Raw genomic sequence first — 26,061 nt, 5'->3', positions numbered from 1 at the left:
AACGCCTAAACAGCGGGGAGAAATCCCGAGGTCGACACCGGTCAGCCCCCACCTTGACGCCTCGCACCGAGGTCGATTCAAGGTCAGTGCGCAAGCTATGACATTAAGGCGGACCTCAGAAGGCGACCATTGCGGTCGCCTTCTGCGTATCCAGATGGAGGGTTCCTTGGCTATCCTGCGCATCGTGAACGTCGCATGGGCTGATCGGGTGCTCCACAACTACGGCAAGCGCATCGTTCTTCTCCACCAGAAGTTTCCGCTGGTTTTGCCACGGATCGTCAACCAGGTGGGGGACAGAGCCAAGACGCAGGTCGTGCGCGGCCTGACTGTTCAAACCGGCCTGCCGCGTAAGACTATCGTCGCCGCTGTCGGCGACCCGATGAAGGCGAGCTTTGGCCGCCTCTCTTACGAGATCAAGACGCGAGGTGGGAACATCCGTCTCAAGTACCTGAACCCGAAGGAGACCGAGGCGGGTGTGGTGGCTAAGCCATTCGGCAAGGCGACGCTCTATCCGGGCGCCTTCATACGCGGTGGATGGTGGCCGGACCGTGTGGATGTCGAGAAGTTCGGCGGGCACGTGATGGTGAGGGTCGGCAGAACACCCGGCGTGAAGGGCGGCAGTCGTCACTACACCTTCGCCCGGTCAGGCGTGTTTATCCCGGTCGAGATGACCAGGGGTGCAACACTCGGCGCATTCAACAAGATCTCCGGTCCTTTGCTTCGGCAAAGGGTGGATGCCGCGCTGGCCAAGCTGGTTCCCTGACCGCCTTAACGCCCTGTGTCGAATTCGCAACACCCCGCACCCGCACCCCCCCATTTAGGGACCGTTTCGGGCCAAATCCGCCATACGGGAGCGCGCTACCGCGGGATTTCGCCAGTGCGCCTCATCGCAAGCGGTACACGAATACACGTGCAAGCACACGTGTTGCACGGGACGATGCACGATGGACGAGGAATGGATTTCGATCACGGATGCGGCGACGCGACTGACTGAAGCGGGCGACCGCATCGACCGGTCATCGCTCTCCCGGTATCTGAAACAACATTCCGAGGCTTTGCCTCTCAAGCCTGACGGCCGGTCGAGCCTCGTCGAGTTCGGAGCGCTCGCCGCACATCGCAGCGAGAACATCCGCATCCGGCCACTGCCGATAGCCGCGCCGCGCGGTCCGGCGCGATCCGTTGGACCATCTGCCGGCACCCTGCCGACGCGCACCCAGTCGGATGGTGCTGCCCGCAAGGCGCAGGCCGACGCGGAGCTGCGCGAGATGGACCTCGCCGAGCGTCGCAAGGAACTGACGCCATATGCGGAGGTCGACCAGGCCGGTCGCGATGCCGTCGCCATGATGCAAAGCGCCTTCGAGCGCGCCATCGACGCCGAGGCCAGCACGCTGTCCCTGAAATACGGATGGGAAGAACGCGTTGTTCGGCTCGCCCTGAAGAACTTTTCCAAGGCCGGCCTCACGGTCTTCAACCGCCAAGTCCTCGAAAAACTCGACGCCATGCGGCGCCGCGAAGATGCAGGTGCTGACGACATGCCGTTCCCGGAACAGAGCCAGTCGCTGCAATGACGGTCCACGACATCCGGGCCCGGTTCCCGGAGCTGCCCAACGGCGCCGTCGCGATGTATCGCGGCATGGCGGCCGCCAGCCGGCCGACCGAGGATCTGACGATCAGCGAGCATGCCGATCGCTACCGCGAGGTCTCGCCGGAATCAGGTTCGCCGTGGCCCGGCAAGTTCCGCACGGACCGCGTGCCTTATCTGCGCGAGCCGCAGGACTGCCTGCATCCGGACCATCCTGCACGTCGGGTCACGGCGCGCTGGGCGGCACAGCTGGGCAAGTCGACGGCGATCGAGAACTGGTTTTGCTTCATCGTCGACCAGGCTCCCGGCTCGATGATGATCGTGCTGCCCTCGATCGAGGAGGCGACCAAGTTCAACCGGGTCAAGCTACAGCCGACGATCGAGGCGTCGAAGCGCATCGCTCACAAGGTGCTGCCGGTCAGCAGCCGCGACGAGCAGGGAAGCACGACGTCCTTCAAGCGGTACGCGGGCGGCTTCTGCCAGATCGTCAACGCAGGTTCCTCGAAGGGCCTGCAGATGGTCTCGATCAAGTATCTGGCGATGGACGAAACGACCGGCTACCCGAAGGACGTTGATGGTCGCGGCAGCCCTCGTGACCAGGCGCGTGCCCGCCAGAAAATGTATGGCGACCTAGCCAAAGAATGGCAGGGATCGACGCCGGGCGTCGCTGGCGAATGCACCATCAGCGACGACTTCGAAGCGGGCGATCAGCGCTATTTCTACCTGCCGTGTCCGCACTGCGAGACGTTCCAGGCACTGGCTTTCGACATGATGCGCGGCCCGGACGCCCATCGCGATTTGCCGGTGCACATGCGCTGCCGCAAGTGCGACGAGGTCATCCTCGACGGGCACAAGCGCGAGATGATGGAGCATGGCCGGTGGATTGCTCGCCGGGTTGCGGATCATGATGATCCGGTTCCGATGGAAATTCCCGCCGCCGATATCGACGCGTGGGCATGCCCGCCCTGCGAAGGCAGGTGCCGCGATTGGCAGCCGAGCTACCATCTGTGGGCCGCGTATGCGCCGCGCGAAAAGTGGTCGGAAATCTGGAACCGCTGGCTGGATGCCGAGGGCGATACGACGAAGATGCGGACGTTCTGCCAGCAGGATCTGGCCGAGCCTTACGATCCGGGCGGCATTACCGTCGAATGGGAGAAGATCGTCGAGGCCTGCAAGGCAGAACTCTTGCCGTCTCGCGTCATCCCAGCCTGGGCGGCCATTGTCGTTTCTGCGGCCGACGTCCAGGGCTATGGCATCAAGTGGGTCACCTACGCGCTCGGCGCTCGCGACCAGATGCAGCTGATCGACCGCGAGATCTTCGAAGGTGCGCCGGACCAGTCCGACGAGCCTTGGATCAAGCTTTCCGACGCGCAGGCCCGCACCTATCCGACCGCGAATGGCGGGCGCGAGAAGGGCATCGATTTGAATGGCGTCGACTCCGGCTGGGCAACCGATCGGGTCTATCGCTTCTGTGCCGGCCGGCCGAACGTTTACGCGCTCGACGGCCGCGAGCCGATCGGACTTCCGTGGCTCGGCACACCGGTCAAAAAGGACATCAAGGACCAGCGCAAGCGCGTGGTTGCCAAGGTGCTGCTCTACCCGGTCGGCCTCTACGACGTCAAAACGGCGGTCACCGCCGCCATGGCCAACCTGGTGCAGGGCCGCTCCGAAACCGGCCACTGGCCTCGCAACACGATCCACTTCGCGTCGGACCTTTGCGACGCCGACTTCGCCAAGGAATTGACGGCGGAGCGCTTGGTCGATGCCGAGGAGGAAGCCCGCGCAAGTGTGAGCCGCCGCGCCCGGCGGCTGATCAAGCCCAAGGCTGGACGGCAGTGGAAGAAAGTCGTCGGGCGGATGAACGACTGGTTCGACGCCACGGTCTACGCTTTTGCCCTCGGGTGGCACCTGCAGAACAAGCGGCGCCTGACCCTCGATCGATGGGCTGATCTCGTTCGCGAACTGCACGGCGATCACGAAGAGCCCAAGGATCTCTTCGAGGCCGCCGAACAGAACCCGTTCGTCAAACCGAAGCAGGAACCGGCGCCAGCGTCATCGACGTCGGGCAGATCCCGGCCGCCGCGCTCAAAGTGGAAGTCATACTCGTGATCGAAGCAAAGCCGCGCATTCGCGTCAAAGCCAAGTCGGAAAAGGTTTCGGCTGCTCCGCCGCAGACCGCGCCCGCTCGCCGTCATGTCGCCCGCTATCTGCGCGGTGATCGGTCGGGTGTGCTGGGCATGCGAAAGGCCGTGACCCGCGATGCTCGGCATGACGTTCGCGAAGCGGCGGAACGCGCTGCGGCGCTCGCCGTCGACTTCATGCACAACAGCGGCTGGATCGCTGGCGCCGTCATGCAGATCCTCTGCGACACCATCGGCGAGGAACTGAAACTCAACTGCCGCGCCAAGCTTAAAAAGCTCGGCTACACCGATGATGAGGCAGCCGAATGGTGCCGGCTCGTTGAGGAAGAGTGGCGGCGCTACGCGTGGAACCCGAAGGAGTGCGATCTCGCCGGCAAGTCGACCATCGCAGAGATGGCTGACGCGGCGCTGCGCAGCTACCTGGCGTCGGGTGAAGCGTTCGGCATTCTCGACTTCATGGAGCCTGCCGAGCGGCGCCGGTACGGCGTCGAGACGGGCACCAAGGTGTCGCTCATCGCATCCCATCGCTGCCCGCGTGTAACGCGCGAAGTCGAGGGGCTTGAGCAGGGCATCTATCACGACGCGGCGACGGGGAGGGCGGTCGCCTACAAGTTCCGCGTCCGCGAAAGCGGTATCGAGCGCGATCGCGACATCGATGCCGCCGACGTCATCCACGTCATGGATCGCGGCGCCAATCTCAACAGCCCGCGCGGGATCTCGGAAGTCGCGCCGTCCCTCAAGGTTCTTGCGCAGTCCGATCAGCTGGCCGATGCGACGCTTGCGAAGACCCTGCTTCAGACGGTTTTTGCCGCCACCATCAAGAGCCCGGAACAAAGCGGGGAAGCGTTTCAGGCGCTGCAGACGCTGAGTGACATCGAAAAGCCTGAAGGCTTCGACGAAACCGGCGGCTCATGGGACACCTTCATCGGCGGCCTGCAGCAGGATCTCCTCGAAGTCTGGGACATGCGTCTCGGTGCCTTGAAAGATAAGGGCATCTCGATGTCCGATCCGGCCCGGATCAATCATCTGGGGCCTGGTGAAGAGTTCCAGCTGCACACGACTTCGACGCCTAGCAGCGACTATGTGGCGTTCTTCCAGAACCTGCTGCGCGAGATTGCCCGCTGCCTCGGCGTCACCTTCGAATCGCTGTCGATGGATCATTCGAACGCGACCTATTCCTCGGTCCTGATGTCAGTGGCGACGATCTGGCCGATCGTCATGCGTCGCCGCACCCGCATCGTGATCCCGTTCCTGCAGGCGATCTACGAACGCTGGCTGGAAGAGATGATCGAGACCGGCCGGATCCAGCTGAAGGGCGGCCGCGAAGCCTTCCGCCGTAACCGCGAAGCCATATTCCAGGCGGAGTGGCACGGTCCCGGCGCGCCATCGGCCGACAACTACAAGGCGGCGATGGCAGACAAGATCGAGCTGGAGCTTGGTGTTTCGTCGTTCTCCGACATCTGCGCCAAGCGCGGCAAGAATGGGCAGGAACAGATCGTCCAGCTCGGCCGGGAAAAGAAGCAGTTCGAGGAAGCCGGCGTGCCGCATCCATTCGGCAGATCGCAAGGTGGCGGCGGGCCTCAGGGCGCCGCCATGGAAGGCAACCGAGAGCCCGCAAAGGAGGCTGCCTGATGGCTGATGAGATCGATCCGCTCGCAATCGACTGGTGTGCGCGAGCCGTAAAGCTGCGCCGGGTCGAGGAAGCCCTTCTCATGGGTGAGATGGTCACCGAAGCACGGTTCGGCGAGGACATGTCGCGTTACGCGAATGCGAGCCTCGCCGACGTCAAGACGGCACTCGATGAAGCAATTCGCAAGTGCCAGATCTCGCGCGGCGAAACGCCGAAGCGGACCCGCTACGCAATGGTCGGGCGAATGCGCCCCTACTGAGGTTCAAACAAATGGCTGCAATTGTTGAAGACGGGAAGCTCCGGCTGACCGGCTATGTCGGCGACTATTACTTCGAGGACGGCTTCACCTCTCAGGACGTGGTGCTTGCCCTGGCGAGCATCGAAGACGCAAGCCCACTCGATGTGCATCTCAATTCGGGCGGCGGAATCGCGTCCGAAGGTGCGGCCATTCATGCGCTGCTGGTTGCTCGCGGTGGCGAGACGAACATCGTGGTGGAAGGGATCGCAGCCTCGGCTGCATCGCTCATCGCCATGGCCGGCCAGACCGTCACGATGTCGGCCGGCGCTGTGATGATGATCCACGACCCGGCCGGCTTCACGTTCGGCAACTCATCCGATCACAGCAAGACGATCGAGGCGCTCGAAGCGCTCGCGACTGCCTACTCCCGTGTCTACGCCGCGAAATCCGGAAAGACCGCGCAAGAGTGCCGCGAGATCATGAAGGCAGAGCGCTGGCTCACGCCTGAAGAGGCAGTGGCGGAAGGCTTTGCCGACGACACCACCGAAACGAGGGCCAAGCCGGTGGCGGCCTTTGATTATCGCCTGTTCGCTCATGCTCCAAAGCATCTGACGACCATGGCGAAGAAACAGAATTGGTCGCTCCCGGCGACCATGGCGGCGCCGGCCGCGCAACCCCGTCCAACTGAGGAGCCCTCCATGACGGATAAGGAACGTGCGGAACAGCTTGCCGCCGAAAACGCCAAGCTGAAAGCCGATCTCGAGAAAGCTGGTGGCGGCATCGAGGCGGCACTGAAGTCGGACCGTGAGCGCCGCGATGCGATCATGGGTCTCGATGAGGCCAAGGGCCGCGAGGGGCTGGCACAGCACCTCTTCACCCTCGGCAACACCGTCGACCAGGCCAAGGCGACCCTCGCCGTGTCGCCCAAGGCCGACGCGGAAAATACGGAGGAATTCCGTCCGCGTCGGATGAACGCCTCCGGCCTCAACAAGCCGGACAACGGCGGCGCCGCGAAGGGCGACCGCTCGGTGCTGTCGGCCTCGGTCGAACGCACCAACAAGCGCCGCTAACAGGAGACAGCTGAAATGGTTACGCTCGTTCAGGGCCTTCGCCCGACCGCCCACTACATCGTCTGCGAAGCCAACGGCTACCGCTCGCGTGAGCAGATCGTCATCGCGGCCGGAAGCGGCAAGCTGGACGCCGGTGCGGTCCTCGGCAAGATCACCGCCGCTGGCGCGACGATCGGCCAGTACAAGCCGTATGCGCCGGCCGCCAATGACGGCACGCAGACTGCTGCAGCCGTTCTCTACGAAGGCTGCGACGCCACTGCGGACGCTGTCCGGCGCACCGTCACCGCCCGCGATACCGAAATCCACGCCGACGTCCTTGTCTGGGCCGCCGGCGTCACCGATCCCCAGAAAACCACCGCGCTTACCGCTCTGGCGGCGCTCGGCATTGCCGCCCGCTAAGGAGGGGCAGATCACATGGCTCTTGTAGCAGACATCTTCAATCAGAATGCCTGGGGCGTCATCGAGGTGCAGGAGGAGATCGTCGAGAAGGTCGACTTCAAGCCGCAGCTCCTCGGCACCCTCGGCCTGTTCGCACCGATCTACTCGCGCTCCCGCACGATCGGCATTGTCGATCGCGAGGGCAAGCGTACCCTTATCCCGACGTCGGCAAACGGTGCGCCGCTGGAGGAGCTGATCCCCGCCGGCGCTAAGGTCCGCACCGAGCAGGCTGTGCGTCTCGCCAAGGGCTCGACGATCTACAGCGCCGAACTGGCCGGCGTCGCGGCCCTGCCTTTCGAAGAGCAGACGGTCGAGGCTGCAGACGAAGTCACGGACCGCACCAGCGCCATCAAGGAAGACATGGAGCTGACCTGGGAGCACATGCGCTTTGGCGCCGTGCAGGGCAAGGTTCTGGATGCTGACGGCGCGACCGTCCTCATCGACTGGTACAAGTTCTGGGGCATCGCCGAGCCTGCCGAGATCGATTTCGAACTCGACGATCCACTGACCGACGTCCGCAAGAAGTGCCGCGACCTGAAACGGTCGATGCAGAAGAAGGCAAAGGGTGTCTGGACGCCAAGCACCAAGGTCGGTGCGCTTGTCGGCGATACGTTCTTCGACATGCTGGTCAGCCATCGCTCGATCACCGAGACGAAGATCGGTACGGATCGTGCTGCCACCCTGGAGAACATCGAGGGTTACTCCTCGATCGAGATCGAAGGCATCGTCTTCATCAACTACCAGGGCACCGACGATGACGCCACGATCGCCATCGGGACCGAAAAGGCGCGGTTCTTCCCGATCGGTGCGCGCGGTGCATTCCAGGTCGGCTGGGCACCCGCAAGCGAGTTCAAGCCGTACCTCAACAAGCGTGGTCAGGAATTCTACGGCTTGCTTCTGAGCGACCCGTCCGGCCGCGACGAATGGGATCGCGTCGAGCTTTACAGCTATCCGCTGTTCATCTGCACCCGCCCGGAAATGCTGCTTCGCGCCAAGGCGAAGTAACGCTCCGGCGATGCTCGGTCGCCCGCGACGGGCGGCCGAAAACCTCATGGAGAGTGTCATGACATCCCAGCTTGTAACCGAACCCGGCTTCTATACCGGCAAGTACCTGAAGGCCGGCATGAGCTACGACGACGAGGGCATTTCCGACGGCGGCAAGGATGTGCCGCGCAAGATCGACCTTGCCTCGATGACGAAGGAAAAGCTGATCGAGGAAGCGAAGTTGCGGAGCGTCGAGATCGACCCTTCGAAGACCAAGGCCGAAATCCTCGCCGCTATCGAAGCCGGATCGAACTGATGCCTGTTGCCGCCCGCCATCACGAAATGCGCGATCGGGTCGTTGCGGACGTCGACTGGAAGTTTGCAGAGCCGGTGAAGTTGATCTTCATGAAGGATGGCTCGGTCGATCCAGCCCGGCTGACCGTCGAGTTAGACGCAATCCTGAGGGTGGGCGGCGGCAAGGAAAGCAACATTTCGCCCGGCTCCGGGCGAGCGTGGCGCTCGAAACTTGCAGCCGGCAAGGCTGAACTTCACATCGATGCGGCCCGCTACGAGGGGCCGGCATTCAGGAACGGCGACCGCGTGCGTGCGATCGCCCGCAAGGGACAGCCTCGCTTTGAGGTGCTGCGCGTCGACGATCGCGGCGAGACACGTCTTATTCTGGAGCTTGGCGAGCAATGAGCATGATGCGGATCGCGCTGCGCATTGCAGCCGTCGAAGCCCTGAAGGGAAAAACTCTTGTCGGCAACAATGTCCTCGATACTCCGAATGGCGCGCTCGACATTCAAGCCGATGGCAGCCTGCGCACGGACGAGGATAAGCCGTTCGTCTCGGTCTATACCGATCAAGGCAGGGCTGAGAACATCGCCGGTCGATCGCTGACCGAGAATGGCCTTTGCGACATCATCTTCGAGATGGGCATATCGACGGCAATGCTCGATATCGATGAAGAGACCGAAGCGACGGTGCTGGTCGGGATCAACATTCCGGGCTCCGATCGGAACCGGGAATTCTTCCTCGACATCGTCCAGCGCCAGATTGCCACGGCGCTGACGGATCCCGACAATGCTTGGGCCGACATCTATCGCGGCCTGCATCACCGGATCATGAAAATCGAATATGCTGGCGCCCGCAACACCGACGACGGCCAGCGCCTGGCAGGCCACCAGATGCGGCTGACGGTGGATCTCGGTGACGAACCGCAAACGGGTGTCGCGCTTGATCCACGTTCCGCCTTCATGCGGTTCCTGAAAGCGCTGGAAGCGTCTGACGACCGTTCCTATCGCGAGCAGGCGGCGGTGATGCGCGCGCTGATCACGGGCACGGCTGCAGACTGGGAAGCGCTGCAGCGGCGCAACGGCATGACGGCCGCCGAACTGCTGGCGCTTGGGCATGGCCCGCTTGCCGCCGACGAGGATCGGTCGACGCCTCCGATGGAAAGCGGAACCCTCGATGTCGAAGGCCTCAACAGCGTGACGGTGAGGGCGCCATGATCGGGGATATCGTCGCCATGCGTCTCGATGTCGAGATGCTGAAAACTGCCTTTGGCAACTCGCTGAAGATGGGACCAGTCGAACTGGTCGACGCCACAAAGGGCTATCGTCTTCGGCTCGGCGGCACTGACGAGGATCCTCACCTCTCACCCTGGTATCCGCATCCTGAGACCGGCAAGACCTCGATCCCGCTCAAGAAGGGGCAGGTGGTCGGGGTCGTCAATCCATCCGGCGACCCCCGCCAAGGGTTCATGATCCGGGGCGGCTATTCGGACGGCAACCCGTCGCCGAACGACAACGCCGAAGCGAACGTCTTTCGGGATGCCGGGGTGAAGGTTTCCGTCGCCGGTGGTGCCCTCGTCATAGAGGCTGCAGGCGTGACGGTGACCATCGGCCCGGACGGCATGTCCGTCAATGGCGGGCGTGTTGAGCATGACGGGAAGAACATCGGCTCCAGCCATGTGCATGGCGGGGTTCTTCAAGGTGGGCAGCGGACCGCGCCTCCCGCAAACTAACAGGAGAACATCATGACGACGAAACAGACGCTGTCGACGAAGGTCGACCAGGCGGCGAACGCGGCTGGTCCACGCGAGGATGGCCGCTCGGAATATCACCTGAAGCCGGGTGTGGCATGGATCAACGGCAAGCGAGCCGGCACGGCAAAGACCGTCTTCCTCAACGATGCGGAGGCGGCTTACGACCTATCGCTTGATCGGGTCGCTCCCGCCGACAAGGCAGTGCCCGACCACTGGGCGGCGTCCGATAAGAAGCCTCGTGCCGGCGGTGCTGCCGATGGCGGGGATTGATCGGCGCACTGGCGCAATCATCGACGACCTGTCGTCGACCCTGCAGGCGACCGTCTTCATCCTGTCGACCCGCCTGTCGACGGTCGTTCTGCTTCGGGAATTTGGTGGCGGCGTGATCGAGCTGCTGGGGCGTCGCATGACACCGACGCTCTTTGCGGTCTGGCAGCAGCTGATCGCCACGGCGATCGAGCTGTGGGAGCCGCGCTTTGCCATCCGCCGCGTGGTGCCGACCGGATCTGTCGAGCAGATCCGGATGGGCATCGCGGGACTACTGATCGAGGCCGACTTTCGGCCTCGTGGTCACCTCGGCGACTTCACGGTTGAACGTGTCGTCGGCTTCACCCTCGGCTTCGGCGGCAGCACAATAACGGCGGTAGCGGCATGACGACGACCTATGCGCCAACGGCGATCGACCTGTCACGACTGCCGGCGCCCGACGCGATCGAGATCCTGTCGACCTCGACGATGCTTCAGGGCTTCACAGATCGCTTCCTTGCGTTCTGGGAAGAGCAGCGGATCGCCGACCCGACGCTGCCCGTCTTCGACGAGCAGTCTCTGCAGACGAACCCGGCAATCGTCGTCGGCCGCGCCTGGACATATCTGCGCATCCTCGATCGACAGCGCGTCAATGATGGCCTGCGGGCTCTCCTGTCGCCGCTATCGACCGGCACCAATCTTGAGGCGATCGCCGCCGGCCGCAACATCGAGCGGCTGACAATCGTCCCGGCGACGAACGATCAACCGGCTGTGGTCGAAAGCGATGCAAACCTGCTTCGCCGCTACCTGCTGTCGTTCGACGTGCCGTCTGCCGGATCTGCGGGCCGCTACCTATTCGATGCATGGACCGCGTGGCCGCAGTCTGAAGATCAAACGCTTGGCCTCTGGGATGCCCGGATCAACGGGCACGCCATCCACGGCCGGCGGGGTGATACCGACGTTGTGGTCATCGGTCGTTTCGGCCGCGCTCCCACCGATGGCGAACTAGCGGCGGTGCGATCGCGCGTCACCAACCCGAACCGGGCGCCGGAAGCCGTTGCGATTTCCGTCATGGCGGCGACGCGGGTGGAATATGCCGTTTCGCTCGTTCTTGAGGTTCCGGGTGTCGGACCCTCTGCCGAGACGATCCGTGCCGAGGCGGAAGCCCGCGTCCGTGCAGCTGCGATCGGGCGAACGATCATCGGCGGCGAGATCCCGGAAGGCTTCCTTTCCGGCGCAGCCTACGGTCCTGGTGTGATCAGGGTTCGGGATCTGTCGCCGGTCGCCATCGCCCCGCATCCCTATCGGGTGCCCGTCATGGCAGCCCTCGTGATCACGACTGAGGTGCGCCAATGAGTGTCGTCGGACAGCTCCTGCCAAACGATAGCGCCGGGATCTTCGAGCAGGCGCTCGCGGCCGGCATGTCCGACAGCCTGCCGGTGCCTTACGAGCAGCTTCTCGATCCTTATGAGACCGAAGCACGGTTTCTGCCGTGGCTCGCTGCGCACTACTCTGTCGACCTGTGGTTCGACGACTGGTCCGACGACCGCAAGCGCGAGATGATCGCGCAGGCGGCCGGCCGGTCCATCCAGTTTCCGGCCTCGCCGATCGGCGAACTGAAAGGCATGCGGGCGGGCGCACAGCGCTATCTCGATTTCGTCGATGCCGAGATCGTCGATGTCGTCTCGCATCCTGCCCGCTTCGCCTTCGGCCGGGCGATCCTCGGCCGCACGCCGATCCACCACCTGCCGTTCACCGCGCACTATCTGGTGCGGGTAACGCTGGAGGCGCCAGCTGGCCGTTTCCAGATCGGCCGCGCGAACTTCGGGCGTGCAGCACTGCGCAGCGTCGATCTTGAGCCGCTGCGGCGCGCCAAGCGGGCGCTGGCGATCGCGAAGGTGCCGGAAACCCACTACTCGGTCACCTTCGCATGGCGGCGACCTCTCACCATTCAAGACGGCATCCTGATCGACGGCAGTCATGTCGTCGGTGGCTGGATGGACCGCACATCCCTCGACTAAGGAGCGATCATGAACCGCGTGGCTTTTGCTGATGCCGAAATTGCCGATCACGGCGACTTTGAGAATATCGGCCTCTACGCTCAGGAAGCGGCCGACAAGATCTGGCTCGATGCCATCGGCTATCCGGCGCACTGGGCAGCCTTCACGGTCGCCCGCAAGTCGGCGCAGGAAATCACGGTCTCCGCCGGGCGCTATGTGGCCGGCGAGATCGTTTATGAACAGGCCGCTCCGACCGACGTGAACCTGCAGCTGCGCATTCCGGCTGCCGCTTCCGACCAGCGCTGGGTAGCCATCCTGCTGCGCGGCGAGGAAACCGTTGTCAGTGAGAACCGGCCGTTCGAAACGTCCGAAGATCCGGAGACGAGTGTCATCGTCCAGCGCACGACGCCGAAGACGATCAAGCGCGTCGTGTCGCTGATCGTCCAGGCCGGCGAAGCAAACCCGGTTGCGGTCAAGCCTGTCGTCGCACCGACCGACGCCTGCATCGCATACGTGCTGCTGAACTCGTCGGGTATCGACGTGATCGAGCCGGGCAATGATAGCCGCGTCAAGACGCTTTACGAGGTCGAGGGTCGTGTGACGGCGCTGGAAGTCGATCTCAGCGGCTTGTTCCTCCGGACGGAAACAATCGAAACGCAGGTCGTCAACATCTGGGGCAAGCTGACGGAGATCCCTCGGCCGGCCATCATCCGCCAGATGCAGCGCGATATCGGCGCGAGCCGGCTGAAGATCGATCTGCCTGATGAAGCACGGGCCTATGTGTTCGACCAGGGCCTTGTCATGGACCAGTGGGACAACACGCACATCGACTGGCTTGCCCGGATCGAGGAGGGCGTGCGGTTCGGTTTTGCGGCCACTTCGCAGGCTCGTCTTGAGGTGCAGGCGGAAGACGATCCGAAGGTCCGTTTCCGTGGCCGGCGGATGGTGCCGGCCTTCGACGAGGTGACGCGCATCGCCAACACCTCGCTCGACGGCACGCTCAACATCTCGCAGCTCGTTCACACCGAAACGACGCTCGTTCGCAAGGAAGTCCCGCGCATCCGCATGACCTACGGCCCGACGCAGTGGGCCTGTGAGAACCAGGCGGGCTGGGCGGGTCTCGGCGGCGATGCACGCGTTGGCCAGATGCTCAATGTCGGCGGTGAGACGTTCGAAGTGGTCTATCCGGACGTCAACTATGGTCCTGGTCACCAGACCTATGGTGTCCGACAGATCCGCTACGAAATCTACGATGCTCCCTACTGGGAATATGTCACCGAAGACATTGGCGTGAACGGCTCGATCTACGGGCAGACGTTCCTGGTAGCGCAGCCGATGCAGATGACCAGCATCGACCTGCCTTTCGCCCGCGTCGGGGCTGACGGTGACGTGCATGTGTTCATCGTCGAGACGACAAATGCCGGCACGCCGAAGTTCGACGCGGTGCTGGCGCAGGGTGTCCTATTGCACGGCTCGCTGGCTGTTGGCTGGAACAAGTGCGAGATGCCGATCACGCTGCTGGAAAGCGGCAAGCGCTATGCGATCGTCACCGTCACGACCGGCGCGCACGCGCTCTATGTGTCGGCCGCCAACAAGTACACCGGCGGCACGCAGTTCCTGACGACGGACGGTGCCTTCGCGCAAGGGTCGACGGAAACAGACTTCTGCTTCCGGATCAATGCCGCCCGCTACCGAAGCCCGCGCACGGTCATTCCGATGCAAGCCCTCAACCTTGCGGACGGCATGACGCAGATCGACATGCTCTATGCCGGCTGGGTGCCGGGTGGCTGCCAACTCGCCTGGGAAATCCGCCCTTCCGGCTCGGATGTCTGGACGGAACTCGACGATGGCGATCCGGCGACCAATCCGCTTTTCGGCCAGCCCGCGTCGGTCGAGCTGCGGATGGTGATGATCGGTACGGCCGATCTGCAACCGATGATCCAGCTGGACGACAAAGCGATCTCACGCGTGTCGCGCAACCGGGCGACCATGGTGGGTGTCAGCAAGAACTTCGCTTTTGGCCTGTCGACGACTTCCATCGTCACGCAGATTACCGTCGATGCCTTCGATCCCGCGCGGCACACCTTCACGCCGGCCATCATGGTCGGCGGTGCGACGATCGCTCCCAGCACGACGGAAGTCACCATCGACCCGCTGAAGCCCACCAGGCGCACCTACCTGTCGACTTACGTGCTTGGGGCGGCGACGACTGGCGCCCGGATCAAGGTCGCCGCCAACACCAACAATGTCGTGTCCGTGCCGTTCGTGCAGGACGTGTTCATCTCAGCTCAGTGAGGCTAGCCATGATCATCGACCGGGAAAAACGCTACGCCGTGAAGCTCACGCGGGCGGTCAAATCGGGCGGCTTTACCCACAAGCCGCTCAACGAAATCGAGATGGCCGGAGAGATTCTGTCGGCCCTCTTCGAAGAGCACGGAGAGGATGCGATCCAATATGCCAGACCGCTCTGATCGCTACCAACTGCCGTCGTGGCCCAAGACGCAGTTCGATCGCGACCTCTGGAACGAGGTGTTCGGCGACATCGCCGAACGGCTAGAAGCCCGCGAGGGTCTTGAGGCATCTTTCGAAATGTTGCAGGCACAGGGTGTGCAGGCCTCGCTTGATTATATTCAGGCGACGGTCGCACCCCAGATCGCCACCCTGCAGGTGTCGATTGACCTTGCTCAAGATCAGATCGACAAGATCGTTATCGACGGGATCTCGCCGAACTCGGCAAAGCTCGGCGGTCAGCTGCCCGGCTATTATGCTACAGCGCAGGCGTTGGCGGATGGCCTGGCGGCGAAGGTTGCGAAGACGCGCAAGGTAGCCGGCAAGGAACTGTCGGCCGATGTGCTGCTGGAGAAGGCGGATGTCGGTCTCGGCAATGTCGACAACACGATGGACGCCGACAAGCCGGTCAGCACTCCGCAAGCGGCTGCGCTGGCCAAGCGGGTGCCGGTAGATGCTGCAGCCGGGTTCACTAAAACCGAGAAGGCGCAGGCCGTTGCGAATATCGGTGCGGGCCTGCTCGCAGGATTTCGGAACCTGATCATCAACCCAGCCGGGCTTCAGAACCAGAGAGGGGTGGTCGGTGCTGTGACGTTGGCGGCCGGCGCTTTTGGTCATGACCGGATGAAGGCGGGTGCCGCAGGATGCACCTACACTTATGCCGCTGGCGGAGGCGTCATTGTCTTCACGATTACTGCAGGCTCGTTGCAGCAGGTGATCCCAGCCTCCGAACTGGTGGGACGTGAAGGGGCTTACATGCTTTCATGGGATGGAACCGCGCAAGGCCGGATCAACGCCGGCGCTTACGGAGCATCCGGAACAGTCGGCGCGGTGCTCACGCAGGCCAGTAACCACATCGTCGAATGGACGGCGGGAACCATGTCCAAGCCGCAGCTGGAAAGGGACTTCGTTACCGAGTTCACGACCATGTCGACCTACGAGTTGACGAGGGCCTGCCATCACTACTTCCGCCGCATCAGCGAGCCGGCGCTTCATGGGGTGGTGCTCACAGGCTACGGGCCAGTCGTCTCCTACCAGATCGACCCGCCCATGAGGGCCGCACCGGCGCTGTCGTTCCCTAACCCGGTCCATATCTATGACGGGGCGGGTGGTGAAGGCGCAATCACCGGGGTGGCTTCTGTCAACGGCACAAACCCTTGGACGCTCTCCTTTCTCCCTAGTCTCGCTGCAGGGGGAGCGTTTCCGACTGCAGGTCGCCCTGTCATGACCCGCTTTGGCAACGGGGGTCGGATGGACCTCAACGCGGAGCTTTGACATGGATTACGCGTTTTTCAATCCTGACGGCTCGGTGACGGCGGGGCCCATCGATGGCCAGCAGTGGGCGGGCATCACTGAGGGCTCCGTATTCTGGCCACTTGTTGAAGAGTGGGTGGCGGAGGGCAATGTCATTTCCCAGCCTGTCGCGCCGCCCAGCGGAGCTGTCTTTGCACCACTGACGCCACGGCAACTGCGTCTTGGTCTCTGGTCGATCGGTATCGACGAGCAAGCCGTCGAGCAGGCGATCGCTGATCTGCCTGATGCTTCGTTCGCAATGATCGAATGGCGTCATGCAGGCACATATGATCGCACCCACCCTTTGGTGGGCGCGCTCGGGCAAACCTTCGACCTGCCGGTCGAGCAGATCGACGCATTGTGGACCTGGGCGGCCGGCCTATAGCGGCCGTCAGTTGCGCGAGCAAATCCTCTTGGATGCGCTCAAGCTGCCATCCCTGCACATGAACTTGCCGTTCTTCGTGCAGGAGGCAACGCCGCCCTTCTTTCCGGAACAAGGTTGATTGGCCGCCTCGGCGCCCGTGATGCCAAGCGCCAGAAGCGCCGCGATTACCATTCCTGAAATTCTCATAAGTTCCCCCTCCGGTTGAGTGGGGCACTGTCTCCCAGTTTCGCGATCTCAGCAACTGGGCGACCTCGTTCGCCTTGATCAGCCCTTCGGCAAGGCTTCCACGTTCACTAGGAGTGACAGATGTCCGATCCCATTTTCGGCATGACTTTTTCGCGCCCTGACGACGAGCCCGTGCCGGCGCTTGGCGCGGACTTCTCGAAGGGGCTGCTGGTCGAAGCGTCGACCGACGCCGACGCTGCGGCCTATCCGATGGGCGAGCCCGTCCGGATCTCGTCGGCTGATGCCGGCATGGTCGCCAAGCTTGGCACCGGTCCGCTGCGCGATGCAATCGACGGCATCAACGCCCAGCTGAACGGCCTCAATGCTGGCGCCGACGTGACGATCCTGCGCATCGCCGAAGGCGTCAATGCAGCCGCGACCGCCGCCAACATCGCCGCTGCTCTCGCGCCGACGAACATCGCCGCCATCCCCTCGGCCGTGAACGCCACGCCACGCTTGGTCTGGGCCGGTCGCGGTGCCTACCGGGTCGACATGGACACCGCCGGTCCCGTCTCGGCTGCGCTTCACGCGGCATGCGAACGGCTGCTCGCCGTAGCCGTCATCGATGTCGACGACACCTCGGCCGCGAAGGCGATCGATGCGCGCGAGACGATGAACTCCGAGCGCATCATGCCGGTCGGTGTCGCCGCCCGCGTCTACAGCGGCGAGAACTTGGTGACGCGGCCGATGGGCCCGCGTGTCATCGGTCTCTTCCAGCGTGTCGATTCCGAGAACGGCGGCAAGCCCTTCGAGCCCATCGCCAACCGTGCCATCTATGGCATTGCCGGCCTGTCGCGGCAGATCCCGTTCTCGCTCCTCGACGGCTCGACCGAAGGCCAACAGATGCTGGAAAGCGAAGTCTCCATCGTCGCGTCCGGCGAAAGCGGCGTCGACGGCGCGATCGCCGATGGCGGCTTCGTGTTCATCGGCACGGACAACACCACGACCGGCGAACTCTGGAAGCAGATCCACCAGGTGCGAGGCGCTGACTACCTGACCGTCAAGATGATGGAGATCACCCGGCAGTCCCTCGGCCGGAAGGTCACCGCGACACGGGCAGAAGCCTGGCTCAACAGCCTCAAGTTCATGCTGCGCGACCACAAGGCCGACGAGGACATCCTCGGCTACGATGTGAAATTCCGGGCCGACAAGAACAGCCCGGAAGAGATCCGCCTCGGCCACCTCACGGTCAACCTGGGCATCGAGCCGGCGCCTGCCTTCAAGGTGGCGCGCCACGAGGTCCGTCGCTACCGGCCGGCCGTCGAAGGCCTGGTCAACGACATCATCGCTCGCCTGAGCACCGTCAACTAAGCGAGATCGGAAGGATCATCGAACATGGCACAGATGCCTCTCTACCTGCTGACTGCTGTGGATCTTCGTCGGGTGTCGCAACCCGACACCATGCGCGGCATCACGATCGCCGGCCTCACCATTCCCGGCATCACATTCGCGACCGGCGAACACAACCCCGGCGGGGGCGTGATGGCTGTCAACTTCTCGCTGCCGCGCATCGAGGCGCCTGAACCGGCGTTCACGGCCAAGGGTATCGACACCGACATCTTCAACGGCATGGGAGAGGTCGATCGCTGGGTGTTTGCCGGCAGCTACCTCAAGCGCGGGCCCGGTGGCGGCGCCGCTGTGCCTGGTCGTGCGATCATCGAAGGGGTGATCAACGCGTGGGAGCCTGACGAAAGCGACCCTGCAGAATTCCAGGGGTGCACGCACAACTTCGCGGAAGTGACGCACTACGAGTTCGTCCTCGACGGGGTCGAGCTGTTCTATATCGATTTCTGGGAACGCATCCTGCGCGTTAACGGTGTCGATCGCTTCGCCCAACACCGCCGGGCTTTGGGCGGGTAATCAGCGGTCTACCATCTCGGCGATCACGAGCGCTGGAATGAGTATGACGATCGAACCCAGGATGACCAGGCTGATCTGTCGGCCTGTCATCTTCATCGCTCCGCCCGCTACGCCAGCTGTTACAAGCGCGATGAGAATGCTGAGAATTGCGCTTTCCGATGCAATCAGCAGCAGCAGCAGCTCGCTTGCTGCTGCTGCGAGGACGATAATCAGGAAGCCTTTCCAGAACGGCTGACCGCTGCGTCGCGCACCCCATCCCCCGCCAATGCAGGCGAGGACAGAGAACAACAGAACAAATTCGCTTTCAGACATGCATGCCTCACTGCCGGCCAGTCATCGCTGCCGGTCGCAAATTCACACGTCATAAGGGAAAATACAATGACGCAGGAAGTTACCTCGATCACCGTTCCGCTCGCTCGCCCACTTACTAACGGCGACAGCCAGATCCCCGAATTGACGTTCCAGGAAGCTGATGTCGGGCAGCTGATCGATGCCTCCGATGCATCCACTGAGATGGAGCGCGTCTCGCGCGTGCTGGCCTCGATGTGCGGCACCTCCTACGAGGTGTTTCGCAAGGTCAAGTCGAGAGACTTCAAGACAATCATGGAACGCTGCGGCCCGTTGATGGGAAACGAAGCCAAGGAGCCGAAGTAAGCGACTGGCTCGGGCTCTCGATCTACGTCGCCCACTGGACCAGCACGCCGCTCGATCTGATCTGGCGGTGGAAGCCTGACCGCCTACTCAGCACCTATCTTCGCGCAAAAAAGATGTTCGAACCGCCGAAGGGAAACCCTCGTGGCTAGCACTACCCATGAAAGTCGCCTCAAGATCACTCTGCTTGAGGATGTCACCCGGAAGGCGCGCGGCATTGGTGCGGCTTTGGGTGGCATCGAGAAGCAGGCGTCATCGTTCGGCGCGCCGATGCGCTCGATGGTCGGTCAGGCACTTGCATTTGGTGGCGCTTATCTCGGCGTCAGCGAGGGGCTGAAGGCGACGGCCGGCTCTGCGATCGCGTTCGAAAGCGCGTTCGCGGATGTCCGCAAGGTCGTCGATGCGAACGAAGAGCAGTTCGACAATATGCGACGGACAATCCGTCAGATGTCGACCGAGCTGCCGATCGCCGCCAATGACATCGCGGCGCTGTTTGCTGCGGCCGGGGAATCGGGTGTCGCCACCGGCGACCTCAAGTCCTTCTCGGAAATGGCTGCTCGGGTCGGTATCGCGTTCGATATGTCGGCCGGTGAAGCTGGCGAAAGTCTTGCCAAGCTCAAGACGCAGCTCGGACTGACTGTCGGTGAAACCGGCGACATGGCCGACGCGATCAATCACCTGTCGAACAACATGGCGTCCAAGGCCAAGGACATCACCAACTACATGCTGCGGGTCGGCGCCCTTGCTGAGATGGGCGGCTTCACGAAAGAGCAGATCGCCGGCATTGGTAGCGCGATGATTGCGGCCGGCGCCGAAGCCGAGACCGCCGGCACGGCCATGCAGAACGTGGTCAAGGCGCTGACGAAGGGCGATTCCGCAAAGAAAAGCCAGCGCGAGGTGGCGGAAGCCCTCGGTCTTAATCTGCCGCAGATCGCCAAGGATATGCAGAAGGATGCGCCGAAGGCCCTGCGGAAGGTGCTGACGGCGATCGGCAAGGCGCCGAAGGATCGGCATATCGCCCTCCTGTCGGACTTCTTCGGCGACGAAGCGAAGGCTTTTGCGCCGTTGATCGGCAATATGGGCCTGCTGGAGCAGGCGCTAGACAGCGTCGGCGATAAGACCAAATATTCCGGGTCGGCATTCCGCGAATATGTGGAGAGGTCGAAGACCGCCGCCAATGTGCTGACGCTGCTGGGCAACAAGGTCTCGAATGTCTTTTGGGGCATGGGCGATCGCATGCTTCCGTCGATCAAGGAAGCTGCGAGTGGGATCGGCTTTGTCCTCGATACCCTCGATACTCGCGTCACCATCTTCGACAGGCTGGAAACCAGCATCAAGGGTTTTAGCCAAGGGCTGGGCTACAGTGGCATCCGCGAGATGGTCGAAGGGCTGGGCAATCTCCTGGCTGGCGCCAGTGACAAGAACGCGGCCGACGAGATGGGCCGGATCTTTCTCCAGGCGCGGGAATGGGGCGCCTCTATCCGCGAGCTGAACGACGCGATTGCAGCCAACCCGATTGCGCAGTTCTTCGCTGATCTCGCGCCTTATGGCCTGCAGCTTATGGTGTGGGGGCTTGGCATAGCCTTCCTCGCAGGGACGGTTCGTAAGCTGGCCGGCGCACTGATGCTGCTAAGTGGCGCATCGACTGTTCTAGCTGCGCTCAATGCGGTTAAAGGAATCGCGGATGTAGTCAATGGCAAGGGCGCTCCTGCTGGTAAGGGTCGTGGTGGCGGAGCGGCGGCCGGGCAAGGCGGAAACAGCGCAACCAGTAAGCCGGGGGAAGCCAGCGGTCGCGGCAATAGCTTCGGGATCTTGGCGAACGCACTCAACTCCGCTGCCCTCATGTGGCAACTTCCTAGTGATGCGAAGGGGCTCCAAGAGTTCGTCGACGGTAACCGTCAGCGATCGGAGGGCTGGAATGCCTGGTTGGAAAAGAACGTTGGCAGCCCGAAATCATGGTGGTCGAATTACTCAGCGCCTGCAGCTGTTCCTACCAATGGATCGGTTGCTATCCAAGACGCGGTTAACGCAAGAGCTGCGGGTTTCGGCGGAACTACAGACAATCTGCCTGGCAAGACAAAGGACGATGTCGGATATGGCGAGCCTCGGCCACTGATCATCGACGCGGTCAGCATCAAGGCATTGAGTGACCAGCTTCGTTTGCCAGATCTCAAGCCGCTGGGCTCGGTTGACGCTGTGCCAGATGGCGGACGCATGCCTGATCGGCCGACGACCATCGACGCGGCGAGTATCGATGCCATGACGCAGCCGCGCGGGACGCAAGACGTGAATGTCACGAACCCGCCCGCTAGGCCGATCATCACCATCAGCCTCGGTGGCGTCCAGATCCACGGGGTAACCGACCCTCACGCGATCGCCGACAAGGTGGCGCCTATCCTTGGGCAGCGCCTGCGCGACGAGGTGGCTGGCATCTATGCTGACACGGGTCATGGAGCTGCCTGATGCTTTACACAATCGGAGCACTGTCGCTTGATACCCGTCCTTTTGGCATCGACGAGGTGCAGAGGACGGCCTCGGCCGACTTTGCGGAAAAGTCTGTCATGGGCGCCATGGTCGCCCGTGAATTCATGGGCGAGGGTGATGACAAGATTACCCTCTCCGGTCAGATCCTGCCGTTCAAGACGGGCGGCCTGACTGAACTGGAGATGGCGCACGCCTTTCGCAGATCCGGTCAAAAGCTTCCGGTGCTGCGTGGTGACGGGGTGCGCCTCGGCTGGTTCGTGATCGACAGCATCACGGAAAGCCACAGAGATCTGATGCAGGACGGCGTCGGGTTCTTCGTCAAGCACTCGATATCACTGACGAAGGTCAGCCCGGCCGGCGCCTCGTCGAACATCGTCGGAACGATCCTCTCCCTCTTCGGAAAACTGGGGTAGCCAATGCCGCAAACGATCCGGATCCGGCGCGAGGGAATGACCGTCGAGCTGCTGCTTCACCAGACCTATGGCGTCGATGGCCGGGCACTCCTCGAGGAGACGCTTGCCAAGAACCCCGGCATTTCCGGCGTGGGCTCGTTCCTGCCGCTCGGAACAGTGCTGACCATCCCTGATAAGCCGGCCGCTGCTGCGGCCGTCTTCAAGCCCGTCGTCTCTCTCTTCGGAAATTGAACATGCCCTGGACAGTAGATTGGAAGGTCATCGTCGACGGCGTTGATCTGACTTCGGCTATGCGCCCCTTCCTCACGAAGATCTCGATCTCCGACAAGGATGGATCCGCTAGCGATACCTGCAGCCTCGACTTCGACGACAGCGGCGGGCAGTTGAAGCTGCCGCCCGACAAGGCGAGCGTGCAGGTGTTCCTGCAGGGTTCGCTCGCTTTTACCGGTCAGGTCGACAGCGTTCGCTCTAACGGTTCACGTGGCGGCGGCCGGACGCTCTCGGTGACTGCCAAGGGGTTCGATACCAAGGGTAAGGCCAAAGAGCCTCAGTCGCACCACATGGATGATGCCACGCTGCAGCAGTTCATGGACAAGGCTGCGGAGAAGGCCGGGCTGAAGGGCATCACGATCGACCCGTCGTTTGCGAACATCAAGCGGGACTACTGGTCGGCGAACTCGGAAAGCTTCCTGCACCTCGGCCAGAAGCTGGCACGCGAGATGGGCGGAACGTTCAAGATCCGCGGCGATCAGGCGGTGCTTGCCAAGCGCGGCGAAGGAATGAGCCCGGCAGGTCAGGCTATGCCGACCGTGACGGGCAAGGTGGGTGCGCCTGAGAGCGAAGACGGTAACGTCATCAACTGGAGCATTTCGCCGTTCACCGGTCGGGCCAAGTTCTCCAAGACAAAGGCCCGGTACTTCGATCGGTCGGCGGCGAACTTCAAAGAGATCGAAATCGAGACCGGCATTGAAGCGGATGCGACCGACGAGGCCCGCACGACCGTCGCTGACGAGGATCAAGCCAAGGCGGTGACCGAAGGTCGCAAGGCTACCAGCGAACGCGAGGGCGGCGAAGGTTCGGTCACGCTTGATCTCGATGTGACGGCGCAGGCCGAAGGCACGTTCATCCTGACGGGCGCACGGCCGGGCATAGACGGCTCCTATCGGATTGCCGGTGTCACTCACCAGGCAGACCGGGGCGGCGGCTCGACGACCTCGCTGGACCTGAAGCAACCAGGTGGGGATGCCGGCAAGGACAAGCGCAAGCAAGGCGAAGGGAAATCCGGAGCCTCGTCTTCGTCCTCAGGTGAAGGTGCATCCTCCTCCTCAGGATCCGCCAAGCCGGGCGCTGCGACCAACAACCAGACTTTCGACAGTTATAACCGCCGCTACGGGCGCACTGACGAAAACTAGAGCCGTCGATCGGCGGCTCGCCTCTCTCCCAACTCAAAGGAAATCGATCATGGAACTCTCTGCAAAGGGGGCGGCCTTCACGCGTCTGCATGAAGGTTTCGTCGACCATGCCTATCTCGATGCGGCGACGCCTCCGGTGCTGACGATCGGGATTGGCTTCACGTGGAAGTCGAACGCGTTTCGCACCTGGTGGAACGCGAACCGGCCGGGGCAACCGTTCGACAAGTCGGCTCGCATGACGCGGGCGGAAGCCGAGGCCGTCCTGCTGCTCCTCTTCCGCGAGGAATACGGTAAGGCGGTGAACGCCTTCCTCGGCAAGTCCGTCCCGCAGCACGTCTTCGACGGCATGGCTTCGCCCGTGTTCAACCTCGGACCTGGCTCGCTGAACTGGAACTGGGCAAAGGCGGCCAAGGGCGGCGATTACGCCAAGGCGGCCACCCTGCTGAAGACAACGGGCACCACGGCCGGCGGAAAGAAGCTCGCCGGTCTGGTGAAGCGCCGTGCTGACGAGGCGGAGCTGATCCAGTTTGGTGACTACGAATATGGGCCGATGCGCGCCAAGCCGGCAGTGATCGCCAAGCTGGAAACCGACGCGGCTCTTGCCGACCGGATGCTGGTGCGCCGCGAGCGCGGCCCGGCCGTCGCAGCTTTGATCCGCAAGCTGGCCGACCTCGGCCACTACCACGGCGCCCTCGACGATCTCTTCGGCTACGGCACGGAAGCGGCCGTCCTCAAGTTCCAGCGCATTGCCGGCCTAACGCCTGATGGCAAGGTCGGGCCGAAGACCGGCCGGCTGCTGGGCCTGCCCTACTGGGATTAACGGCCCGGTCCCCTCCCTTCTCAATCTCCAACTCGAAAGGACGAAGCCATGTCTTCGAAATCGATCTTGCTCGCCACCGCCGTCGCAACGGCCATCTCCTCCACGGTTGCCCGGCCGGATGTGGATGCGAACGCCCAGGCTGTGCCGGCGCTCGTCGAGGCGGTCACCCGGGAAGTGACGCCGATCGTCGAGAACGCCACCAACTCCGAGCCCTGGTATCGCAGTCGCGTCACCTGGGGCGCGATCGCATCGATCGTCCTGCCGATTCTTGGCGCACTCGGTGTGCAGTCCGACATCATCGACGCGGATCAGTTCGTCGCGCTGGGCATCGCGCTTGGCACTGCTGCGGGCGGCCTGCTTACGCTCTATGGACGGTGGAAGGCGAAGCGGCCCATTGGCCAGTGAACCTTCTCCGCTAATCTAACGAATGAAATGAAAGGGCTCGGAGCTGATGGCGAACGGGAACACTGACATGCCCAACGGCAACACCTTCGACCCTATGGCGCAGTATGCCCGCTTGTCCGAGCGGGTAGAAAACCAGGGCAAGGACATCGTCGACCTCCGGTCGAACATGAACACCGGGTTCCAGAGCGTCAACGCGAGCCTGACAACCTTGTCGAACGAGCTGCGTAGCAACAGCAAAACGCAGTGGCCGGTGATCTGGACGGCCGCTGGCGTCTCGTTCACCGTCCTCGCGGCTCTCGGTGCGTTCGTCTACGGAACGCTCTCCACGCGACAGGATCGCACCGACACGAGCATCACCGGGCTCGTCGACAAGATGGTGACGCAGAAGGAAATGGAATGGCGCACTGCGCGTGGTGCTGAAGACCGTTCGCGTATGGAAGGCGGGATCAAGGAAGTTCGCGACGCTCAGGTGCCGCGCGAAGAACTTGACCGGGTATGGTCGAACTATGATCAGCGGTTCCAGGATCTACAGCGTCAGGTCGACGAGCAAAAGCAGCAGGCTGGCAGTGTCTACGGGGCGAGAGACGTCATCCTTGATACCCGCGAAAGGCTCGACCGCCTTGAGCGACAGCGGCTTTCCCAGCCGTAGCCTCCGTGGCTACGGCTCGCTCATTCGCACCACCGATTTCCCTTGTTGGGCCATTTCTGGGCGAGCCCTTCGCTTATCAGGACGCGACCGGCGTCCCGGCCATCCTTGAGGATCACGCGCACCAGGTCGCGTCGATCGCTCGTCCGGTCCTTCTCCCCCGAATTGTCTATCCGGTAGCCTTGGCTCATCAGCACGATCAGGCGCTTCTTCGCCGCCTCGCCGATCTCGCGTTCGTTCCCGCATGCGGCGCCGAACGTCTCGGGAGTGTCGATATCCAGCATTCGCATCTTCACGCCATTCTGCCAGATCGTGTCACCGTCAACGACGCATGTCAGCTTACGTGCGGCACGGTTGCCGCCTTGGCACTCTTCGATTGCTAGAGCATGCCCAGCGACCAACATGGCGGCTGATGCCATGACGGCAAAGCGTATCATCTATTTCCTCGTGTTGTTTGGCTAGAACCAGCCCAAGGTCGCGCCGTCTGCCAGACGGCACTCAGGAGCGCAATGCTCACGCCGAGCAGCAGCAGATGGATCCACCAGTTCCGTGGGACTGCCTATCGCCTCGTGCCTCCGTGCGA

Annotated in this window: 32 protein-coding genes; 30 read left to right on the top strand and 2 right to left on the bottom strand. The window is 62.9% G+C overall.

The annotated features are described in order from the left end of the window. Positions 1-166 precede the first annotated feature (166 nt). The 22 genes from AAIH46_RS18015 to AAIH46_RS17910 all read left to right on the top strand — a co-directional run bounded on the left by AAIH46_RS18015 (position 167) and on the right by AAIH46_RS17910 (position 18,647). Positions 167-763 (top strand): hypothetical protein, encoded by a 597-nt coding sequence (locus AAIH46_RS18015; protein WP_430307431.1) that lies wholly within the window; start codon positions 167-169, stop codon positions 761-763. Positions 764-944: 181 nt separating this feature from the next. Further along, on the top strand, positions 945-1,568 hold the full coding sequence (locus AAIH46_RS18010; protein WP_430307430.1) for a hypothetical protein: 624 nt from the start codon (positions 945-947) through the stop codon (positions 1,566-1,568). Further along, the gene (locus tag AAIH46_RS18005; RefSeq protein ID WP_430307429.1) at positions 1,565-3,691 is read left to right on the top strand and encodes a terminase gpA endonuclease subunit; all 2,127 of its coding nucleotides are present in this window, start codon (positions 1,565-1,567) and stop codon (positions 3,689-3,691) included. Before AAIH46_RS18010 ends, AAIH46_RS18005 begins: the two co-directional genes overlap by 4 nt. Beyond that, positions 3,688-5,355 (top strand): phage portal protein, encoded by a 1,668-nt coding sequence (locus AAIH46_RS18000; RefSeq protein ID WP_430307428.1) that lies wholly within the window; start codon positions 3,688-3,690, stop codon positions 5,353-5,355. Before AAIH46_RS18005 ends, AAIH46_RS18000 begins: the two co-directional genes overlap by 4 nt. Then, a complete protein-coding gene (locus AAIH46_RS17995) occupies positions 5,355-5,612 on the top strand; it encodes a hypothetical protein (RefSeq protein ID WP_430307427.1) in 258 nt (85 codons plus the stop codon). The genes AAIH46_RS18000 and AAIH46_RS17995 overlap by 1 nt, the downstream gene beginning before the upstream one ends. Continuing rightward, entirely contained in the window at positions 5,540-6,661 is a 1,122-nt protein-coding gene (locus tag AAIH46_RS17990) for a head maturation protease, ClpP-related (protein WP_430307426.1), read from the top strand. The genes AAIH46_RS17995 and AAIH46_RS17990 overlap by 73 nt, the downstream gene beginning before the upstream one ends. Before the next feature lie 15 nt (positions 6,662-6,676). Then, positions 6,677-7,060 carry a head decoration protein gene (locus tag AAIH46_RS17985; RefSeq protein ID WP_430307425.1) on the top strand — a complete coding sequence of 128 codons (384 nt, stop codon included), beginning with the start codon at positions 6,677-6,679 and terminating at the stop codon, positions 7,058-7,060. Positions 7,061-7,075: 15 nt separating this feature from the next. Beyond that, positions 7,076-8,104: a major capsid protein gene (locus AAIH46_RS17980; RefSeq protein ID WP_430307424.1), complete on the top strand. Its 1,029-nt coding sequence runs from the start codon at positions 7,076-7,078 to the stop codon at positions 8,102-8,104. A 58-nt stretch (positions 8,105-8,162) separates the two neighbouring features. Next, the gene (locus tag AAIH46_RS17975) at positions 8,163-8,399 is read left to right on the top strand and encodes a hypothetical protein (RefSeq protein WP_430307423.1); all 237 of its coding nucleotides are present in this window, start codon (positions 8,163-8,165) and stop codon (positions 8,397-8,399) included. Beyond that, a complete protein-coding gene (locus AAIH46_RS17970) occupies positions 8,399-8,782 on the top strand; it encodes a hypothetical protein (RefSeq protein ID WP_430307422.1) in 384 nt (127 codons plus the stop codon). The genes AAIH46_RS17975 and AAIH46_RS17970 overlap by 1 nt, the downstream gene beginning before the upstream one ends. Next, positions 8,779-9,594: a hypothetical protein gene (locus AAIH46_RS17965; RefSeq protein WP_430307421.1), complete on the top strand. Its 816-nt coding sequence runs from the start codon at positions 8,779-8,781 to the stop codon at positions 9,592-9,594. The genes AAIH46_RS17970 and AAIH46_RS17965 overlap by 4 nt, the downstream gene beginning before the upstream one ends. Continuing rightward, the gene (locus tag AAIH46_RS17960; protein WP_430307420.1) at positions 9,591-10,109 is read left to right on the top strand and encodes a baseplate assembly protein; all 519 of its coding nucleotides are present in this window, start codon (positions 9,591-9,593) and stop codon (positions 10,107-10,109) included. Before AAIH46_RS17965 ends, AAIH46_RS17960 begins: the two co-directional genes overlap by 4 nt. 12 nt (positions 10,110-10,121) lie before the next feature. Further along, positions 10,122-10,400 carry a hypothetical protein gene (locus AAIH46_RS17955; RefSeq protein ID WP_430307419.1) on the top strand — a complete coding sequence of 93 codons (279 nt, stop codon included), beginning with the start codon at positions 10,122-10,124 and terminating at the stop codon, positions 10,398-10,400. Further along, positions 10,387-10,785, top strand: coding sequence for a GPW/gp25 family protein (locus AAIH46_RS17950; protein ID WP_430307418.1), 399 nt, complete (start codon positions 10,387-10,389; stop codon positions 10,783-10,785). Before AAIH46_RS17955 ends, AAIH46_RS17950 begins: the two co-directional genes overlap by 14 nt. Then, entirely contained in the window at positions 10,782-11,732 is a 951-nt protein-coding gene (locus AAIH46_RS17945) for a baseplate J/gp47 family protein (protein ID WP_430307417.1), read from the top strand. The genes AAIH46_RS17950 and AAIH46_RS17945 overlap by 4 nt, the downstream gene beginning before the upstream one ends. Then, positions 11,729-12,397 carry a phage tail protein I gene (locus tag AAIH46_RS17940; RefSeq protein ID WP_430307416.1) on the top strand — a complete coding sequence of 223 codons (669 nt, stop codon included), beginning with the start codon at positions 11,729-11,731 and terminating at the stop codon, positions 12,395-12,397. The genes AAIH46_RS17945 and AAIH46_RS17940 overlap by 4 nt, the downstream gene beginning before the upstream one ends. 9 nt (positions 12,398-12,406) lie before the next feature. Next, entirely contained in the window at positions 12,407-14,671 is a 2,265-nt protein-coding gene (locus AAIH46_RS17935; protein ID WP_430307415.1) for a hypothetical protein, read from the top strand. 8 nt (positions 14,672-14,679) lie between these two features. After that, entirely contained in the window at positions 14,680-14,847 is a 168-nt protein-coding gene (locus tag AAIH46_RS17930) for a hypothetical protein (RefSeq protein WP_430307414.1), read from the top strand. Then, positions 14,831-16,159, top strand: a complete 1,329-nt coding sequence (locus AAIH46_RS17925) for a hypothetical protein (protein ID WP_430307413.1) — start codon at positions 14,831-14,833, stop codon at positions 16,157-16,159. The genes AAIH46_RS17930 and AAIH46_RS17925 overlap by 17 nt, the downstream gene beginning before the upstream one ends. A gap of 1 nt (position 16,160) precedes the next feature. Further along, positions 16,161-16,562, top strand: coding sequence for a hypothetical protein (locus tag AAIH46_RS17920; RefSeq protein ID WP_430307412.1), 402 nt, complete (start codon positions 16,161-16,163; stop codon positions 16,560-16,562). Positions 16,563-16,868: 306 nt separating this feature from the next. Next, complete coding sequence (locus AAIH46_RS17915) at positions 16,869-18,098, top strand: phage tail protein (protein WP_430307411.1); 1,230 nt, start codon at positions 16,869-16,871, stop codon at positions 18,096-18,098. A 24-nt stretch (positions 18,099-18,122) separates the two neighbouring features. Next, the gene (locus AAIH46_RS17910; protein WP_430307410.1) at positions 18,123-18,647 is read left to right on the top strand and encodes a phage major tail tube protein; all 525 of its coding nucleotides are present in this window, start codon (positions 18,123-18,125) and stop codon (positions 18,645-18,647) included. On the opposite strand, the gene AAIH46_RS17905 is transcribed toward AAIH46_RS17910, so the two are convergent. Then, positions 18,648-18,959 (bottom strand): hypothetical protein, encoded by a 312-nt coding sequence (locus tag AAIH46_RS17905; protein WP_430307409.1) that lies wholly within the window; start codon positions 18,957-18,959, stop codon positions 18,648-18,650. It abuts the gene before it with no gap. 66 nt (positions 18,960-19,025) lie between these two features. On the opposite strand from AAIH46_RS17905, the gene AAIH46_RS17900 reads away from it, so the two are divergent. The 8 genes from AAIH46_RS17900 (at position 19,026) to AAIH46_RS17865 (ending at position 25,481) form a co-directional block, all read left to right on the top strand. Beyond that, the gene (locus AAIH46_RS17900) at positions 19,026-19,301 is read left to right on the top strand and encodes a phage tail assembly protein (protein WP_430307408.1); all 276 of its coding nucleotides are present in this window, start codon (positions 19,026-19,028) and stop codon (positions 19,299-19,301) included. Positions 19,302-19,442: 141 nt separating this feature from the next. Further along, the gene (locus AAIH46_RS17895; protein WP_430307407.1) at positions 19,443-21,761 is read left to right on the top strand and encodes a phage tail tape measure protein; all 2,319 of its coding nucleotides are present in this window, start codon (positions 19,443-19,445) and stop codon (positions 21,759-21,761) included. Next, on the top strand, positions 21,761-22,195 hold the full coding sequence (locus AAIH46_RS17890) for a phage tail protein (protein WP_430307406.1): 435 nt from the start codon (positions 21,761-21,763) through the stop codon (positions 22,193-22,195). Before AAIH46_RS17895 ends, AAIH46_RS17890 begins: the two co-directional genes overlap by 1 nt. A gap of 3 nt (positions 22,196-22,198) precedes the next feature. Next, a complete protein-coding gene (locus AAIH46_RS17885; RefSeq protein ID WP_430307405.1) occupies positions 22,199-22,426 on the top strand; it encodes a tail protein X in 228 nt (75 codons plus the stop codon). A gap of 2 nt (positions 22,427-22,428) precedes the next feature. After that, complete coding sequence (locus tag AAIH46_RS17880; protein WP_430307404.1) at positions 22,429-23,607, top strand: phage late control D family protein; 1,179 nt, start codon at positions 22,429-22,431, stop codon at positions 23,605-23,607. Between the two features lie 49 nt (positions 23,608-23,656). Next, positions 23,657-24,427, top strand: a complete 771-nt coding sequence (locus AAIH46_RS17875) for a glycoside hydrolase family protein (RefSeq protein ID WP_430307403.1) — start codon at positions 23,657-23,659, stop codon at positions 24,425-24,427. Positions 24,428-24,475: 48 nt separating this feature from the next. Beyond that, on the top strand, positions 24,476-24,832 hold the full coding sequence (locus tag AAIH46_RS17870; protein WP_430307402.1) for a hypothetical protein: 357 nt from the start codon (positions 24,476-24,478) through the stop codon (positions 24,830-24,832). Between the two features lie 67 nt (positions 24,833-24,899). Next, a complete protein-coding gene (locus AAIH46_RS17865; RefSeq protein ID WP_430307401.1) occupies positions 24,900-25,481 on the top strand; it encodes a hypothetical protein in 582 nt (193 codons plus the stop codon). A gap of 20 nt (positions 25,482-25,501) precedes the next feature. Here the strand turns inward: AAIH46_RS17865 and AAIH46_RS17860 are convergent, their stop codons facing one another. Beyond that, positions 25,502-25,915 carry a thermonuclease family protein gene (locus tag AAIH46_RS17860; RefSeq protein WP_430307400.1) on the bottom strand — a complete coding sequence of 138 codons (414 nt, stop codon included), beginning with the start codon at positions 25,913-25,915 and terminating at the stop codon, positions 25,502-25,504. Positions 25,916-26,061: the final 146 nt, after the last annotated feature.

This window comes from Rhizobium sp. 0TCS1.26, assembly GCF_050455525.1.
GTDB lineage: Bacteria > Pseudomonadota > Alphaproteobacteria > Rhizobiales > Rhizobiaceae > Neorhizobium.
The sequence above is the reverse complement of the archived record's forward strand: the minus strand, read 5'-3'. Positions and strand labels throughout refer to the sequence as shown.

Coding starts and splice junctions, on each gene's coding strand:
- AAIH46_RS17885 (WP_430307405.1), top strand. CDS start 22,199: ATGCCGCAAACGATCCGGATCCGGCGCGAGGGAATGACCGTCGAGCTG.
- AAIH46_RS17960 (WP_430307420.1), top strand. CDS start 9,591: ATGATCGGGGATATCGTCGCCATGCGTCTCGATGTCGAGATGCTGAAA.
- AAIH46_RS18005 (WP_430307429.1), top strand. CDS start 1,565: ATGACGGTCCACGACATCCGGGCCCGGTTCCCGGAGCTGCCCAACGGC.
- AAIH46_RS17965 (WP_430307421.1), top strand. CDS start 8,779: ATGAGCATGATGCGGATCGCGCTGCGCATTGCAGCCGTCGAAGCCCTG.
- AAIH46_RS17985 (WP_430307425.1), top strand. CDS start 6,677: ATGGTTACGCTCGTTCAGGGCCTTCGCCCGACCGCCCACTACATCGTC.
- AAIH46_RS17860 (WP_430307400.1), bottom strand. CDS start 25,915: ATGATACGCTTTGCCGTCATGGCATCAGCCGCCATGTTGGTCGCTGGG.
- AAIH46_RS17865 (WP_430307401.1), top strand. CDS start 24,900: ATGCCCAACGGCAACACCTTCGACCCTATGGCGCAGTATGCCCGCTTG.
- AAIH46_RS17925 (WP_430307413.1), top strand. CDS start 14,831: ATGCCAGACCGCTCTGATCGCTACCAACTGCCGTCGTGGCCCAAGACG.
- AAIH46_RS17995 (WP_430307427.1), top strand. CDS start 5,355: ATGGCTGATGAGATCGATCCGCTCGCAATCGACTGGTGTGCGCGAGCC.
- AAIH46_RS17930 (WP_430307414.1), top strand. CDS start 14,680: ATGATCATCGACCGGGAAAAACGCTACGCCGTGAAGCTCACGCGGGCG.
- AAIH46_RS17900 (WP_430307408.1), top strand. CDS start 19,026: ATGACGCAGGAAGTTACCTCGATCACCGTTCCGCTCGCTCGCCCACTT.
- AAIH46_RS17920 (WP_430307412.1), top strand. CDS start 16,161: ATGGATTACGCGTTTTTCAATCCTGACGGCTCGGTGACGGCGGGGCCC.
- AAIH46_RS17940 (WP_430307416.1), top strand. CDS start 11,729: ATGAGTGTCGTCGGACAGCTCCTGCCAAACGATAGCGCCGGGATCTTC.
- AAIH46_RS17875 (WP_430307403.1), top strand. CDS start 23,657: ATGGAACTCTCTGCAAAGGGGGCGGCCTTCACGCGTCTGCATGAAGGT.
- AAIH46_RS17955 (WP_430307419.1), top strand. CDS start 10,122: ATGACGACGAAACAGACGCTGTCGACGAAGGTCGACCAGGCGGCGAAC.
- AAIH46_RS17945 (WP_430307417.1), top strand. CDS start 10,782: ATGACGACGACCTATGCGCCAACGGCGATCGACCTGTCACGACTGCCG.
- AAIH46_RS17910 (WP_430307410.1), top strand. CDS start 18,123: ATGGCACAGATGCCTCTCTACCTGCTGACTGCTGTGGATCTTCGTCGG.
- AAIH46_RS17980 (WP_430307424.1), top strand. CDS start 7,076: ATGGCTCTTGTAGCAGACATCTTCAATCAGAATGCCTGGGGCGTCATC.
- AAIH46_RS17870 (WP_430307402.1), top strand. CDS start 24,476: ATGTCTTCGAAATCGATCTTGCTCGCCACCGCCGTCGCAACGGCCATC.
- AAIH46_RS17975 (WP_430307423.1), top strand. CDS start 8,163: ATGACATCCCAGCTTGTAACCGAACCCGGCTTCTATACCGGCAAGTAC.
- AAIH46_RS17905 (WP_430307409.1), bottom strand. CDS start 18,959: ATGTCTGAAAGCGAATTTGTTCTGTTGTTCTCTGTCCTCGCCTGCATT.
- AAIH46_RS17880 (WP_430307404.1), top strand. CDS start 22,429: ATGCCCTGGACAGTAGATTGGAAGGTCATCGTCGACGGCGTTGATCTG.
- AAIH46_RS17935 (WP_430307415.1), top strand. CDS start 12,407: ATGAACCGCGTGGCTTTTGCTGATGCCGAAATTGCCGATCACGGCGAC.
- AAIH46_RS17950 (WP_430307418.1), top strand. CDS start 10,387: ATGGCGGGGATTGATCGGCGCACTGGCGCAATCATCGACGACCTGTCG.
- AAIH46_RS17915 (WP_430307411.1), top strand. CDS start 16,869: ATGTCCGATCCCATTTTCGGCATGACTTTTTCGCGCCCTGACGACGAG.
- AAIH46_RS17970 (WP_430307422.1), top strand. CDS start 8,399: ATGCCTGTTGCCGCCCGCCATCACGAAATGCGCGATCGGGTCGTTGCG.
- AAIH46_RS18010 (WP_430307430.1), top strand. CDS start 945: ATGGACGAGGAATGGATTTCGATCACGGATGCGGCGACGCGACTGACT.
- AAIH46_RS17890 (WP_430307406.1), top strand. CDS start 21,761: ATGCTTTACACAATCGGAGCACTGTCGCTTGATACCCGTCCTTTTGGC.